This window comes from Rugamonas apoptosis, from assembly GCF_014042355.1.
GTDB lineage: Bacteria > Pseudomonadota > Gammaproteobacteria > Burkholderiales > Burkholderiaceae_D > Rugamonas > Rugamonas apoptosis.
The window spans coordinates 269,050-284,651 of the sequence record NZ_JACEZU010000008.1 but is presented as its reverse complement, the minus strand read 5'-3'; the positions used below and the strand labels follow the sequence as shown (position 1 = coordinate 284,651).

Sequence of the window (15,602 nt, the reverse complement as noted above, 5' to 3'; positions counted from 1 at the left end):
TGACTTGAAAGATACGCCAGTGCGCTTGGTAGTCAAGCGAAATGCGGCGCCCACAAACTGTCTGCAAAGCAACGGATGCCCACGAATTTCCTGAATGAAAAAGTTTAGCGGAAATTAAGGGGGCACAGCGCACGATAGTGGGGCGGACCGCTGGCTGATCCATACCGGCGCCGACCACAGCAGCTTGCCGTCGTCCTGGGTCAAGCGGGCGTAATGGAAGTGCTCGCCGGGGGCGGGCAGCAGGGTGGTGTCGGCCGTGCGCGCCAGTTCGGTGACGGTGCCGTTGCGCCCGGGAACTCCTTCGATGACAGTCAGTTCCGCCGGTGCGCGGCCGGGCGCGCCGGCGTAGCGCACGGACAGCGTGAGGGGGCCACAGCTGGCGAAGCGTTCGCCCATCAGGTGGCCGTTGGCGGTGAGCATGAATCGGCTTTGCTTGTCCATGGTGGCGAACACGCGGCGCGCGCGCAGGGCCGCCAGCACGCCGGCGTGGTCGAACGGTGTTTCGCTGGGCAACAGGATGGCGCTGCGGTTGCTGTATGAGGCGCCCCAGTTGGCGCAATGGTTGTCTTGGCCGGAGCTGAAGGCCACATGGCGCGGCGCTTTGCGGGGCTTGCGCGCCGCTGCAATGGGCCTGGTCGCCGCCGCCGTCGCAGTGGATGGTCTGGCTGTGGAGATTGCCGTAGTACACCGGGTACGGTGCGATGGCGGCGCCGGTGGGCACGGGTGTCGTATTGGGTGCGTTGGCCATGCCGGGGCCGGCGTGGTAGGGGACGTCGAGCGCTGCGTCGAATTCGCGATGATCGGGTTGTGTGCGCGCCGGCCCACTTCATCACGCCCGATAGAATCATCACAGCGCGCCAGCGCGCACCGTTACTTACCCGTTACTTACATATGCGCTGCTGCGCGATGGCGCGCTTCCCGTTAATATAGCGGCTGCCCCCCCCCGCATGGCGGCTGCGTCCACGACTTTCTCCTTGCAACTGAAGAGTTAGAGCGCAAGGCGCCGCCGCCAGTTCCGCGCCAGGCGGAAAATATGCAGCGTGACTGTTGATTTATGTCATAACGCGTGTCGTAGCGCGTAAACCAACGCCGGGCTTTAACAGGTAAACGTGGTTACTCGGCGTCATTAATAGTATGCTGCTGTGATGCAAATTTCTTTCGATCAGGCGTCCTGGTCAGGCAGTCATGGCCTGTTTTTATTCAGACATAAAGTGACGGACGATGCGCACATTGGTTAAGCTGGGCAAGGGAGTGGCGAGCTCGCGCATGCTGATCTGGGGCGTGGGCTTGTCGCTGGCGCTGGCGGTCGGTTTGACGCTGTACGCGGCCGCCCTGAAGACGGTGGAGGATGACGCCGAACAGCGCTTCCAGAACCTGACCCGCAGCACCCAATACAGTATTTCGGCCCGCGTCAAATCGTATTCCGACCTGGTGCGCGGTTTGGTGGCGCTGTTCCAGACCACGGACAACCTGAGCCGCCTGCAATTTCACCAATATGTGGCCAGCCTGGACTTGCCGCAACACTTCGCCGCCATCGAGGCGCTGACCTGGGCGCCACTGGTGTCGGACGCCCAGCGTGACGCCTTCGTGGCCGCCGTGCGCGCCGACAACAGCCTGGTGCCGCAAGGCTATCCCCGTTTCGACATCAAACCGCCCGGCCGGCGTGCCCACTACGCCGTGCTGACCTATCTGGAACCGACCGCGCTGGCGCAGGAAAAGATGGGCGTGGATATCGCCGCCAATCCCGCCATCGACCGCGCCATGGAATTGTCGCGCGACAGCGGCCAGGTGGGCGCGTCGGGTCAGCCCATCGTCGTCAAGCAACCGACACCCCACATCGGGCTGGGCATGCGCCTGCCCGTGTACCGGCGCGGCATGGAACTGACGGACGTGGTGAGCCGGCGCGCCGCCTATCTGGGCACGGTGGGCATCGGATTCAGCGTGCCCAAGCTGGTGCAGGGCGCCATCGACGAGATGGCCGTGCGCCAGGTGCACCTGACCTTGTATGCCGACGGTAGCGCCGACGTCGAGCAGCGCCGGCTGGTGATCGAGAAGACCGACCGGCTGCTGTTCAACGACAATGGTTCCATGCAGCCCAGCCTGCTGCCAGTGGGGCACGAGGCAGAATTCTTCCAGTCGGTGTTGCCCATTGATTTCAACGGCAGCCTGTGGAAAGCCCATTTCGTGGTGCGCAAGGCCGACCTGCTGACCATGTTCGACACCTATTTCCCCATCATCGCGCTGGCCACGGGCTTCGCCGGCACGATGCTGATCTACGGTTACTTCTTCATGTTATATTCGTCGCGCCGCAGCGCCATCAAGCAGCGGCTGTTGCTCGATACCGTGCTCAACAACGTGGACGCGCGGGTCTACATGAAGAGCCAGGACCGGCGCTACATCTATGCCAACGCCAAGGTGGCGCAAGTGATGGCGTTGCCGGTGCAAGACATCATCGGCAAACTGGACCGCGACCTGATGCCGGCCGCCGCCGCCGACGCGGCCTGGGCCGACGACCGTTCCGTGATCGCCGACAACGTCAAGCGGGCCGGCGAGGAAGTGTATACGGACAACCAAGGGGCCGTGCACCATTTGTGGACCGTGAAGGTGCCGGTGGAAATCGACCGCGCCGAGACGGCCGTGATCGCGCTGTCGACCGACGTGACGGAGTTGCACAATCTCAAGGAACAGGCCGATGCCGCCAACCAGGCCAAGAGCGACTTCCTGTCCAATATGAGCCACGAGATCCGCACCCCGATGAACAGCATCATCGGCATGGCGCACCTGGCGCTGAAAGCCGTCAGCGATCCCAAGCAGCGCGACTATCTGAGCAAGATTTTCCATTCCAGCCAGCATTTGCTGGGCATCATCAACGACATCCTGGACTTCTCCAAGATCGAGGCCGGCAAGATGGAGCTGGAAGTGGCCGATTTCGCGCTCGACTCGCTGCTGAGCAATATTTCCAGCCAGCTTGGCGAGAGTGCTGCACGCAAGGGCCTGGAACTGGTGTATGAAATATGGCCCGGCTTGTCGCACCAGTTGCGCGGCGACCCGTTGCGGCTGGAACAAGTGCTGCTTAACTTCACTAATAATGCCATCAAGTTCTCCGAAAATGGCAGGATCTACATCCGTGCCCGTCCGGTGGAAGACCGCGACAACACCACCCTGGTGCGCTTCGAGGTGCAGGATGAAGGCATAGGTATGACGCTGAGCCAGATGAGCAACCTGTTCCAATCGTTCCACCAGGCTGACACCTCGACCACCCGCAAATATGGCGGCACCGGGCTCGGTCTGGTGATCAGCAAGCAACTGGCCGAGTTGATGGGCGGCACGGTGGGGGTGGAAAGCCGGCTGGGCGAGGGCAGCACGTTCTGGTTCACGGCGCGGCTGGCCAAGGGCACCAGCTTCCTGGAGCCCAACGACGCGGCCGTGCAGCCGGACGTGCTCGACAGCATCCGCGGCGCCTCCATCCTGCTGGTGGAGGACAACGTATTCAGCCAGCAAGTGGGTCAGGAGTTGCTGGAGGATGCCGGCGCCATCGTGGCCGTGGCCAACAACGGCAAGGAAGCGATCGACATGCTGCTGCGTCAGCACTATGACTGCGTGCTGATGGACGTGCAGATGCCGGTGATGGATGGTTTCGAGGCTACTCGCTTGATCCGCTCTGATTCCCGATTGCAAGCGACGTTGGTGATTGCCATGACGGCCAACGCCGGTCGCGAAGACCAGCGCCGCTGTATCGAAGCGGGTATGGACGAATTCGTAACCAAGCCGATCGCGCCGCAGCTGCTGTTCAATGTGCTGTCGAAATGGATGAGCCAGCGGGCGCGCGCGGCCGGCCCGTTGGCGCCGGTCGACGCTCCGCCGACCGTGCTGGTGCCGGATGTGGTCGTGCCGGTGCCGGTCGCAGGGGGGGGCAGCGCCGCGACTGCCGCCGTCGCCTCTTCCGCAACGACGGCGACGACCGCCAATACCGCTACGACGGCTACGACCGTCACCGCTGCCACGTCCGCTGGCGCCGCAGCCGCTGCGGCCAGCACAGCCAACACAGCCAACACACCCACCGCAGCTACCACGGCCGCCGCAGCCGGCGCCCCGACCAAGGCATCGTTGACACCGCCGCCGGCCGCCGACGGGCTTGCGGCTGGGGTAGGGGCCGTGCCCGCCGTGCCACTTCCCACGGCGACGCCGGGCGCCAGTTCGCCCGCCCTGGTGATTCCCCCGGCCGCCGCCAACGCCCTGGCGCCGGCCCCGGTCGCGATCAGCGCGCCCCCCATCACCACGCCCGCCCCGCTATTGGAGGCAACGTTCAGTGCGCCGACGGGGGCAGCAAGCAATCCGGCCGCGTCCGTGCCGGAAACCGGCGAGGCCGAGATGTTCGACATGGCCGCGCTGGGCCAGACCTTTGGCAACAAGCCGGACAAAATGCGCAAGTACGCGATGCTGTTCCTCGATTCGGCCCGGGCCGGCATGGTGGAAGTGGATGCAGCCCTGGCCCAGGACGACCTGAGGCAATTGTCGGAACTGGGACACCGCATCAAATCCTCGGCGCGAGCCGTGGGTGCGATGCGCTTTGGCAACCTGTGCCTGGCGCTGGAACAGATGCGCAAGGAGCCCGACGCGGCACGCGCCCGTCAGTTGGTGGCGCAGATGCACGTTATGCTGGCCCAGCTCAATGAATTGGTGGCGCAGGAACTGGTGGCGCTGGCGCCGGGCTGAGCCCGTCTGGCGCGTGCGGCGAGGCGAGGGTGATTATGGGCGGCAGCCGGGCAGATTTTGCGGCGCCGGCGACATGAAGGTCACCGCATCGTTACAAATCAAGTAAGCCAACTGCCATTTCCCCGGATTGTTTCCCGCGACCTTGGCCGTGTGCAACAGCACGCGAGCCCCCTCGTAATTGCGCAGCAGGCGCACGATAGCGCGGCTGTTCGGGTCGGTATCCTGGCGTGGCGTCAGTTCCACCGTCAAGTCGCCCAGTGACCCCACCACCGTCTTGCTGTAGGGCGGGGCATCCAGCTCCAGCGTTTTGCCGGCGATGCCGGTGCCCTGGATGGAGATCGAAAAGTGCGGCGGCGGCACCTCCTCGACGCCCCGGGCCTGGACGGCGGCCGCTGCCATTCCCAGTGCGAAAATAAAGCAAAATCCTGCGGGACGAAACGACATGCGGCACTCCAGGGACATGATTGCGTAAATCTTACTATATGTTGCCGTACGGAATTCTCTCCAAATATTGCATCATTTTGATGGCTATGCTGACATAGCGGAAACGGTGCAGACGTGCGCAAACAGGTGTATTTTGTTGAAATCGCAAGAGAATGTGGGGACATCAGCATGACACGCGTTCGAGTTGAAAGTTTCACCATCTCCATCGATGGCTATGGAGCCGGTCCGAATCAGGACCTCAACAACCCATTGGGCGAGGGCGGGACGGACTTGCACCAATGGTTCATCCCGACACGCACATTCCAGCGCGCCCACGGCGGGGGCGAAGGCACGACCGGGGTCGACGAGGACTTCGCCGCGCGGGGATTCCGGAACGTGGGCGCCTGGATACTGGGGCGAAATATGTTCGGACCGGTGCGGGGACCATGGCCCGACCTGAACTGGAAGGGCTGGTGGGGCGACAACCCGCCGTACCACGTGCCCGTGTTCGTCCTGACCCATCATGCGCGACCGTCGATCGAGATGGAGGGCGGCACGACTTTTCACTTCGTCACGGGTGGCATCCGGGCAGCGCTGGACCTGGCCCGCGCCGCCGCGAACGGCATGGACGTGCGCATCGGCGGCGGGGCCAGTGTAATTCGGCAGTATCTGCAAGAAGGGCTCATAGACGAATTGCATATCGCGATCTCGCCGGTCCTGCTGGGCCGGGGCGAGCGCCTGTTCGAAGGGGCGGACTTGCGGGCGCTAGGTTACGAATGCGTCGAGTTCGTTGGAACGGAGAAGGCGACCCATGTGGTGCTGCGGCGCCGGTGATACAAGTCAGCAATTCAGTGTCAGGTCTGTCAATCGGACAGTCGCCGCCTATCTTTGATTTTTCTCATCCTGGGACGTTTTTTCGATGATCTAAAGTAGCTTCGGCTTTTTACCACATGCGATTTCGAGGTCGTTTGATAGATCGCAAGGGTATTGTCTTGGTGTCCGAATGACAGACCTGACACCGAATCGAAAAATTGACGTCAATCTATCGCCCAGGGGGCTGCGCACCAGCGCGCCAGCGGCGATAATGCGCATGGCGCCATTCCGGCGCGCCACCAAACGGAGCCCCATGCATTCGAGCATCACCCCCGGCCTGCTGATCCTGCACGGCAACCAGATGGAACAGCTGCGCGCGGCCGTGTTCCAGTGGCTGCGCAACCATCCGCTGGGGCCGCTGGAGCAGGACATTTTCCTGGTGCAGTCGAACGGTGTGGCCGAGTGGCTCAAGATCGCGCTGGCCGAGGAGTTGGGCGTGTGCGCGGCCACCCGCGTGGCGCTGCCGGCCCGCTTCCTGTGGGACACCTACCGCGGCATGCTGGGGCGCGAACGGGTGCCGGCCCTGTCGGCCTTCGATAAAGGCCCGCTCACCTGGCGCTTGATGCGCTTGCTGCCCACGCTGCTGAACCAAGCCGTCTTCACGCCGCTGCGCCATTTCCTGGCCGACGGCGAGGCCGAGCGCCGGCTGCAATTGGCCGAACGGCTGGCCGACCTGTTCGACCAATATCAGGTGTACCGCGCCGACTGGCTGGAGGACTGGGCCGCCGGACGGGATCAGTTGCGCAGCGCGCGCGGTGAAACGGTGCCGCTGCCGCCCGACCAGTGCTGGCAAGGCCAGTTGTGGCGGGCCGTGATGGCGGACGTGGCACCGGAGGAGCGGGGCCTGGGCCGCGCCACCGTGCATACGGAATTCGTGCGCACCATCGCCGCTGGCGTGGCGCCGGCCGGCCGCCTGCCGCGCCGCATCGTGCTGTTCGGCGTGTCGGCGCTGCCGTACCAGAGCTTGCAGGCACTGGCTTCGCTGGCGCGCCACACGCAGGTGCTGCTGGCCGTGCCCAATCCGTGCCAGTTCTATTGGGGCGATATCATCGACGGGCGCGACCTGCTGCGCGCCGCGCACCGCCGCCAGCAACTGCGCAATGGCCAGGACCTGGGGCAGATCCCGCTGGAGGAGCTGCACGCGCACAGCCATCCGCTGCTGGCCAGTTGGGGGCGCCAGGGCCGCGATTTCATCCGCATGCTGGATGAATTCGACGCGGAAGCGGCGGCCGCCGCCGAGGCGCAGGGCGAGGATGGCAGCGCGCCGCTGCGGGTCGACCTGTTCAGCGATGGCGAGGCCGCTACTTTGCTGGGCCAGGTGCAGGCTGCCGTGCGCGACTTGCTGCCGCTGTCCGAGCATCCGCACCGCGCGCCGCCGGACACGGACCGCTCAATCGAATTCCACATCGCCCACAGCGTCCAGCGCGAAGTGGAAGTGCTGCACGATCAGCTGTTGTCCATGTTCGCTGCCGGTGGCGACACGCCCCTGCGCCCACGCGACGTGGTGGTGATGGTGCCCGATATCGATACCTGTTCGGCCGCCATCCACGCCGTGTTCGCCCAGCACAAGCGCAGCGACCCGCGCTACATTCCGTTCGAAATCGCCGACGTCAAGGACCGCAGCGTCAATCCGCTGCTGGTGGCGCTGGAGTGGCTGCTGCGCTTGCCCCAGCAGCGCTGCCGCCAGAGCGAAGTGCGCGACCTGCTGGACGTGCCGGCACTGGCCCAGCGCTTCGGCCTGAGCGCGGAAGATTTGCCCACGCTGGGCCTGTGGATCGAAGGGGCCGGTGTGCGCTGGGGCCTGGACCAGACCCACCGCGATGGCCTGGGCCTGGGTTCGGCCGGTGAACAGAATGCCTGGATCTTTGGCGTGCGGCGCATGCTGCTTGGTTATGCGAGCGGCGACGGCGCCAGTTTCGCCGGCATTGAACCGTATGCGGAAGTGGGCGGCCTCGATGCCGCGCTGGCCGGCTCGCTGGCCCAGTTGGTGGAGGCGCTGCTGCACTGGCGCGCGCTGCTGGCCCAGTCCCGCTCCCCGTCCGATTGGGGCGTGCAGGCGCGCGCCTTGCTGGCCACTTTCTTCGACGGCGCCGAGGAGAACGACCGCCTCACACTGGCTCAGCTCAGCGACACGCTCAATCACTGGCTCACCACCTGCGAGGCGGCCGGTTTCAATGAAGCCGTGCCGCTGGCCGTGCTGCGCGAAGCGTGGCTGGGCGCGCTGGACGAGCCGACTTTGGACCACCAGTTCGTGTCCGGCGGCGTAACCTTCTGCACGCTGATGCCGATGCGCGCCGTGCCGTTCCGCGTGGTCTGCCTGTTGGGCATGAACGATGGCGACTTCCCGCGCCGCGCGCCCAAGGCCGATTTCGACTTGCTGGCGCAGCCGGGCATGGCCCGTCCTGGCGACCGTTCGCGCCGCGACGACGACCGCTATCTGATGCTGGAAGCCTTGCTGGCCGCGCGCGACAAGCTGTATGTGAGCTGGGTCGGGCGCAATGTGCGCGACAACAGCGAGCAGCCGCCGTCGGTGCTGGTGTCGCAACTGCGCGACTACCTGGTCAACGGCTGGGGCCTGGACCTGCACGCGCGCACCACGGAGCACGCGCTGCAGCCGTTCAGCCGCCGCTATTTCGAGGCTGGCGGCTTGCTCACCTACGCCGGCGAATGGCGCGCCGCCCACGCCGACAGCACCGCGCAACAGGAGGTGGCCGAGCTGCCGCCGTTCGAGATCGACGACAAATACCGGCTCAAGTTGTCGGCGCTGGCCAGCTTCATGCGCCAGCCGGTGCGCTACTTCTTCCGCCAGCGCCTGGGCGTGATCTTCGGCGATGCGGCGCTGGTGGGCGAGGACGAGGAACCATTCTCGCTCAACGCGCTGGAACGCTATCTGCTCGAAGACGTGATGCTGGATGATGACGGCGCCGACGCCGAACAGTTGGAGCAAGTGTGCGAGCATCTGACCGTGCGCGCCGAACGGCTGGCGCGCGAGGGCGTGCTGCCGATCGGCCTGATCGGCCAGCAGTGGCAGCGCCAGCTGGTGGATGCGCTGGTGCCGGTGCGCTGCGCCTGGCTCACGCTGCGCCAGCATTATCCGCAAGCCGCGCCCAAGCTGGCGGTGAGCCTGGAACTGTCCGGCGTGCCGCTGGATGATTGGCTGGATCACTTGCGCAGCAATGGCAGCGATACCGTGTGGCTCACGCAGATGTCGTCCAAGGTGACGGACAAGGCGCGCCAGCCGCGCGGCGACAAGTTGATCCCCATGTGGCTGCGCCAGTTGGCGGCGGCGGCGGCCGGCATGCCCGTCAGCGGCTACCTGGTGGCGCGCGATGCCATCGTTATCATGGCGCCGCTGGAGCAGGGCGCGGCGCTGCGGACTCTGCACGATCTGGTCAGCATCTGGCGCGATGGCATGCACCGTCCGCTGCCCACGGCCTGCAAGACGGCGCTGGCGCTGGCCCAGGGTGGCGATCCGCGTGCCGTGTATGACGGCGGCTTCGACGTCGACGGCGAGAATGCGGACCTGTGCCTGGCGCGCCTGTGGCCGGACTTCGCCGCGCTGTCGGCGGAGGAATTGTGGGCCGACTGCGCCCAGGCCCTGTATGGCCCGCTGGCCGACTGGCTCAAGGATCACATCACGGTCGAACCGATCACGGACGACGGGGAACACGCATGACGCAATTGCTGGCACCTTTGACTTTTCCCCTGCACGGCTCGCGCCTGATCGAGGCCAGCGCCGGCACCGGCAAGACGTGGACCATCGCCGCCCTGTATCTGCGGCTGGTGCTGGGCCACGGCGGCGAGGATGGCTTTGTCCGTCCGCTGCTGCCGGCCGATATCCTCGTGATGACCTTCACGCGCGCGGCCACGCGCGAGCTGTCGAACCGGGTGCGCGAACGGCTGGTGGAGGCGGCCGCCTACTTCCGTGGCCAGTCGGGCCAGCGCGATGACTATCTCGACGCGCTGCTCGACTCGTATCCCGACCACACAGCGCGCCAGCAGGCTGCGCACCGCCTGATGCTGGCGGCGGAAACGATGGACGAAGCGGCCATCTTCACTATCGACGCCTGGTGCCAGCGCATGCTGCGCGAGCACGCCTTCGACAGCGGCAGCCTGTTCGACGAGGAACTGGTGAGCGACGAGCAGACCCTGTTCGACGACGCGGCCCACGACTACTGGCGCCAGCAAGTCTATCCGCTCGACGCGCATGGCCTGGAAGCGCTGCTGGGCTGCTGGGGCGATGTGGAAACGCTCAAGAAGTCCGTGCGCGAGCTGGTCAAGCGGGCCGACATCGCTGGCGATGAGGGCAGGGAAGCGCTGGCCGCGCTGATCGCGCGCAAGCTGCGCGAGCAGCAGGCCACGCTGGCGGCGCTCAAGCAGGATTGGCACGCGCGCGCCAACCGCATGGAACAGTGGATCGTGGCCCAGCGCGAGGCCAGTCCCAAGTGCTTCAATGGGAACAAGATGCGGGCCAATTCGCTGGTGGCCTGGTTCGACGGCCTGCGCGCGTGGGCCGCGGCGCCTCAGCAGCATATGCCCGACCTTTCGGACGCGGGCTGGAAGCGCCTCACGCCTGATGGCATCGCGGACGCCTTCTCCAAGGACTATGTGGCCGACATTCCTGATGATTTCGACGCCACGGCGCCGTTGCAGCAGGCGCTGGCCGCCATCGCGCCGCTGTCGCACGCGTTGTATTTGCACGCGGCGGCCAGCGTGGCGCGGCGCATGGCGGAACTGAAGCGGCGCAACCGCCAGTTCGGTTTCGCCGACATGCTGGACCGCTTGAACGCGGCGCTGCAAGGCGAGAACGCGGAGGCGCTGCGCCGGCGCATCACGGAACAGTACCCGGTGGCGATGGTGGACGAGTTCCAGGACACGGCGCCCAACCAATATGAAATCTTCAACCTGCTGTACCGTGTGGCCGACAATGACCGCCGTCTCGGCCTGTTCCTGATCGGCGATCCCAAACAGTCGATCTACGGCTTCCGGGGCGCCGACATCCACAGCTACCTGTCTGCGCGGCTGGCCACCACGGGCCGCCACTACCAGTTGGGCACCAACTTCCGCTCCACGGCCGGCGTGGTCGATGCCGTCAACCGATTGTTCCTGCACGCGGAAGGCAATGGCGTGGGCACGGGCTTTCCGCGCGGCGCGTTCCGCTTCCGCAAAGATGGCGTCAATCCGCTGCCGTTCGAGGCCGTGGGCGCGCGCGGGCGCGCGGAACGGCTGGTCAACATGGAAGGCGAAGTGCCGGCCATGGCCGTGTGCTGCACGGCCATGCCGGACATGCGCAAGGAAGGCTATCTGGACTTCTTCGCCCATCACTGCGCCGAACATATCGTGGCCCAGTTGAACGACGAGGGGGCCGGCTTTGATGGACCGCAGGGATTCCAGCGCCTGCAGCCGGCCGACATCGCCGTGCTGGTGCGCGACCGCAAGGAGGCGGCGGCCATCCGGCGCGCGCTGCAACGGCGTAACGTGGCCAGCGTCTACCTGTCCGACAAGGATTCCGTGATCGACAGCGACGAGGCGGCCGACGTGCTGCGCTGGCTGTCGGCGCTGGCCAATCCGCTCGACGGTGCGCTGGCCCGCGCCGCCTTCGCCACCCGCACGGCCGGGCTGCCACTGGCGGAACTGGCCCGGCTCACATCGGACGAACTGGCGTGGGAGGAGCGGGTGGAACAGCTCAAGGCGCTGCACATCGTGTGGCAGCGCCAGGGCGTGCTGGCCATGCTGCGCCGCTTCATCCACGAACTGGGGTTGCCGGCCGCGTTGCTGGCGCAGGCCGGTGGCGAGCGGCGCTTGACCAATCTGCTGCATCTGGCCGAGTTGCTGCAATCGGCCAGCCGCCAACTGGATGGCGAGCAGGCGCTGATCCGCTGGCTGGCCGAACAGATCGACGGCGGCACGGACGGCGGCGACGAACGGGTGCTGCGGCTGGAAAGCGATGCGGAACTGGTCAAGGTGGTCACCGTCCACAAATCGAAGGGGCTGGAATATCCGCTGGTGTACCTGCCGTTTGCCGTCACGGCGCGCAGGGTGGAGCGGCGCAACCGCAGCTTCTTTGAATTCACGGACGCCGCCGGCCAGCGCCAGATCGACCTGGCCTTGACGGATGATGCGCTGGAAGCGGTGGAGCGCGCCCGCATCGAGGAGGATTTGCGGCTGCTGTATGTGGCGCTGACCCGCGCCCGGCACACGCTGTGGCTGGGCGTGGCCGCGCTGGCCGCGCGCAAGGCGGGCGAGAATACTTTGCACGAATCGGCGCTCGGTTATCTGCTGACGGGCGGTGAGCGCTTGCCGGCCGATCTGCTGCTGGAACGGTGGCAGCACCTGCGCGGCGACTGCGCCGCCATCGTCGTGCGCGCGCTGGAAGCGGACCGGCAATTCACGGCCTTGAACCGGGTGGAACAGCGTCCGCCGTTGCTGGAGACGGCGCCCTACACGGGCCGTTTCGAGCGCGACTGGTCGGTGGGCAGTTTCAGTTCGCTGGCGCGGCGCACGAGCCCGGCCGGTGCGCCGGTGCCGCGTCATGCCTTGCAGGAAAAATTGCTGGAGTCGGAAGACAGTCCCGCCATTGTCCGTACCGAGGATGCGCCGTGGCACCGCTTCCCGCGCGGTTCCGTGCCCGGCAATTTCCTGCACGAACAGTTGGAATGGATGGGGCAGGAAGGATTTGACATCGTCGAGCGCGACTATTTCGAGACGGCGCTGGCGCGGCGGGTGGAGCGGGCCGGCTGGAGTCACCGGCTGGACGATACGGTGGCATGGTTGCGCACCATCGCCGGCACGGCCTTGCCGCAACTGGGCGCACCGCTGTGCCGCATCGCCACCGCCTTGCCCGAAATGGAATTCTGGTTCCCCAGCGAGCGCCTCAGCTCCGGCGCGCTGGACCGTCTGTGCCGCACGCATTTGCTGGACGGCATGCCGCGCCCGGCCTTGCCGGAGCGGCAACTGCACGGCATGTTGAAAGGTTTTACCGATTTGGTATTCGAACATGAAAATCGGTACTGGGTCATGGATTACAAGTCCAATGCCTTGGGCGCGGGGGACGCCGCCTACCATCGCCAGGCGCTGGCGGCCGGCATGGCCGAACACCGTTACGACATCCAGGGCGCTATTTATATGCTGGCGTTGCATCGGCTGTTGCAAAGCCGCCTGGGCGAGGCGTATGACCCGGCCCAGCATCTGGGCGGCGCCATCTTCCTGTTCCTGCGTGGCATTGCGCATCCGCAAACCCACGGCTGTTACCTGCTGGCGCCGGAGCCGGCCCTGCTGGATGGACTGGATCACTTGCTGAACGAAACGAATGAGCTCGAATATGACCATGATGCATGAACCGGCCCTGTTCGCCGTGCTGGACGGGCTCACGGAAACGGGCCAGTTGCGGCGCCTGAGCGGTGCATTTGCGCGCTTTATCGGCTCCGTTGGCAGCAGTTCGCCGCAATTGATGGCGGCCTGTGCCCTGTTGTCGGAGCTCGAAGGAAGCGGCCATAGCTGTTTGCTGCTGGCCGACCTGGCCGCCACACCGGCCGTCCTGATGGGGTGGACAGAGGAACAGTGGCAACCGCTGCGCGATGCCGTGGGCGAGTGGCCGCAAAGCGCCACCGCCTGGCGCGCGGTACTGGCCGGGTCCGGTCAGGTGTGGTCGGTGGGCGACACGGATCGCCAACAGCCGCTGGTGCTGGACGGCGAGCGGCTCTACCTGCGCCGTTACTGGCGCGACGAAACCCAGGTCGCGCATGCCGTGCGCAGCCGCGCGCTGACTGCGCGGGCGCCCGACGTGGCGGATGTGCGGCGCTGGCTGGACGTGCTGTTCGACCATGCGCCGCGCGAAGGCGGGGCCGATTGGCAAAAGATCGCCTGCGCCGTCGCGCTGCGGGGGCAGCTCGGCATCATCACGGGCGGCCCCGGCACCGGCAAGACTTACACGGTGGCCCGGCTGCTGGCGCTGCTGTTCGCCACCGAGGGCCAGCGCCAGGCTGGCATGCGCATCGCCATGGCCGCGCCCACGGGCAAGGCGGCAGCCCGCCTCAAGCAATCGATCGACCAGGCGTTGGACGTGCTGGCCGCCAAGGTGGGGCCGGCGCTGCCGCTGCGCGACCTGGCGGCCCGCATGGGCGCGGCGCGCACCCTGCACAGCCTGCTCGGCGCGCGGCCCGACACGCGCGCGTTCCAGCATCATGCGGGCAATCCGCTGGAAGTTGATGTGCTGATCGTGGACGAAGCATCCATGATCCACCTGGAAATGATGGCCTCGCTGCTGGCCGCCTTGCCGCCGCACGCGCGTCTGATCCTGCTGGGCGACAAGGACCAGCTGGCCTCCGTGGAGGCAGGCGCGGTGCTGGGCGACCTGTGCCACCGGGCCGAGACGGGTGGTTACGACGATGCCACGCTGGCCTACGTGGCGGCCGCGACCGGGCAGGACATTCCTGCCCACTTCCGCGGTCACGGTGGCCCGATCGCACAACAAACCGTGATGTTGCGCCAAAGCCGGCGCTTCGGTGGCCCCATCGGCGCGCTGGCGCTGGCCGTCAACGCCGGCGACAGCCTGCAAGCCCAGGAAGTGTTGCGCGGCACCACCGATGGCACGGTGGCGTGGGTGGAACCGGCCCAGCAATCGGACGTGGTGCAACTGGCCCTGGCGGGACGGCCCGGCGTGGGCGGTGGCTATCAGGGCTACCTCAGGCTGATCCGGGCCGGCGCGCCGGACGGGGCCGCGCATGACGACTGGGTGGCATCCGTGCTCAAGGAATTCGAAGCGTTCCGCATCCTGTGCGCCGTGCGCGAAGGCGAGTGGGGCGTTGCGGGATTGAATGAAGTGATCGAACACAAGCTGGAAGCGGCCGGGCTGATACGGCGCCGTGGCGAATGGTATGTGGGCCGTCCCGTCATGGTCACGCGCAACGATTACGGCACCGGCGTGTTCAACGGCGACATCGGGCTGACGCTGGCCGACCCGGCCCGCCCCGGCGCCTTGCGCGTGTATTTCCTGGAAGGCGAGAAGGTGCGCAGCGTGCTGGCCACCCGCTTGCGCAACGTGGAAACGGCGTTCGCCATGACGGTGCATAAATCACAAGGTTCTGAATTCAACCACACGGTGCTGGCCTTGCCACGCGACGGTGGCGGCGCACTCGCGCGTGAACTGGTCTACACCGGTATCACCCGCGCCCGCAGTTACTTCACGCTGGTGTCGCCCAGTCCCCAGTTGCTGCAGGAAGCGATCAGCCAGCGTACCCAGCGGGCCTCGGGACTGCGCGGTCTTCTAGACAACTAGGCCGCCAGACCCGGCCATGCCTGCCGCCACGCGCGGCGGTGCTCATCCCGCGTACGCCGATGGTGACGCGGGATTTTTTTCGCTTTCCCGGGCGAATACGGCCATGTTATGCCAATTATTGGCGTGTAAAGATCAATTTCTGGCATGAATCGGGCATGTGGGGCGTATCCGGACAGCGGTGCCGCAGCGAGCGTGGCGGTGTTTGGAGTTGTGCGCGGAGAAACTTCCCAAGGAATTGGGGAGGTAACACATTAGGCGAATGTGTTACCTCCGTTCTGCGAAATAGGTGTCGTCCCCAATTCTCGGGCAATAA

The 15,602-nt window shown here is 66.0% G+C and carries 7 protein-coding genes; 5 read left to right on the top strand and 2 right to left on the bottom strand.

Annotated features, from left to right (window positions below):
• Positions 1 to 114 precede the first annotated feature (114 nt).
• On the bottom strand, positions 115 to 588 hold the full coding sequence (locus tag H3H39_RS17570) for a CehA/McbA family metallohydrolase domain-containing protein (protein ID WP_182154872.1): 474 nt from the start codon (positions 586 to 588) through the stop codon (positions 115 to 117).
• 633 nt (positions 589 to 1,221) lie between these two features.
• Here H3H39_RS17570 and H3H39_RS17565 point away from each other — a divergent pair.
• A complete protein-coding gene (locus H3H39_RS17565; protein ID WP_229218111.1) occupies positions 1,222 to 4,716 on the top strand; it encodes a CHASE domain-containing protein in 3,495 nt (1,164 codons plus the stop codon).
• A gap of 33 nt (positions 4,717 to 4,749) precedes the next feature.
• On the opposite strand, the gene H3H39_RS17555 is transcribed toward H3H39_RS17565, so the two are convergent.
• Entirely contained in the window at positions 4,750 to 5,115 is a 366-nt protein-coding gene (locus H3H39_RS17555) for a hypothetical protein (protein WP_182154870.1), read from the bottom strand.
• 213 nt (positions 5,116 to 5,328) lie between these two features.
• Between H3H39_RS17555 and H3H39_RS17550 the strand changes: the two genes are divergently transcribed.
• The 4 genes from H3H39_RS17550 (at position 5,329) to recD (ending at position 15,289) form a co-directional block, all read left to right on the top strand.
• Positions 5,329 to 5,973 carry a dihydrofolate reductase family protein gene (locus tag H3H39_RS17550; protein ID WP_182155062.1) on the top strand — a complete coding sequence of 215 codons (645 nt, stop codon included), beginning with the start codon at positions 5,329 to 5,331 and terminating at the stop codon, positions 5,971 to 5,973.
• 292 nt (positions 5,974 to 6,265) lie between these two features.
• A complete protein-coding gene (gene recC / locus H3H39_RS17545) occupies positions 6,266 to 9,688 on the top strand; it encodes an exodeoxyribonuclease V subunit gamma (RefSeq protein WP_182154868.1) in 3,423 nt (1,140 codons plus the stop codon).
• A complete protein-coding gene (gene recB / locus H3H39_RS17540; protein ID WP_182154867.1) occupies positions 9,685 to 13,350 on the top strand; it encodes an exodeoxyribonuclease V subunit beta in 3,666 nt (1,221 codons plus the stop codon). Before recC ends, recB begins: the two co-directional genes overlap by 4 nt.
• The gene (gene recD / locus H3H39_RS17535) at positions 13,322 to 15,289 is read left to right on the top strand and encodes an exodeoxyribonuclease V subunit alpha (protein WP_229218110.1); all 1,968 of its coding nucleotides are present in this window, start codon (positions 13,322 to 13,324) and stop codon (positions 15,287 to 15,289) included. Before recB ends, recD begins: the two co-directional genes overlap by 29 nt.
• Positions 15,290 to 15,602 lie beyond the last annotated feature (313 nt).

Excerpts from the sequence above, each read along its gene's own strand:
- H3H39_RS17565 (WP_229218111.1), top strand. The coding sequence starts at position 1,222 with ATGCGCACATTGGTTAAGCTGGGCAAGGGAGTGGCGAGCTCGCGCATG.
- H3H39_RS17555 (WP_182154870.1), bottom strand. The coding sequence starts at position 5,115 with ATGGCAGCGGCCGCCGTCCAGGCCCGGGGCGTCGAGGAGGTGCCGCCG.
- H3H39_RS17550 (WP_182155062.1), top strand. The coding sequence starts at position 5,329 with ATGACACGCGTTCGAGTTGAAAGTTTCACCATCTCCATCGATGGCTAT.
- recC (WP_182154868.1), top strand. The coding sequence starts at position 6,266 with ATGCATTCGAGCATCACCCCCGGCCTGCTGATCCTGCACGGCAACCAG.
- recB (WP_182154867.1), top strand. The coding sequence starts at position 9,685 with ATGACGCAATTGCTGGCACCTTTGACTTTTCCCCTGCACGGCTCGCGC.
- recD (WP_229218110.1), top strand. The coding sequence starts at position 13,322 with ATGAGCTCGAATATGACCATGATGCATGAACCGGCCCTGTTCGCCGTG.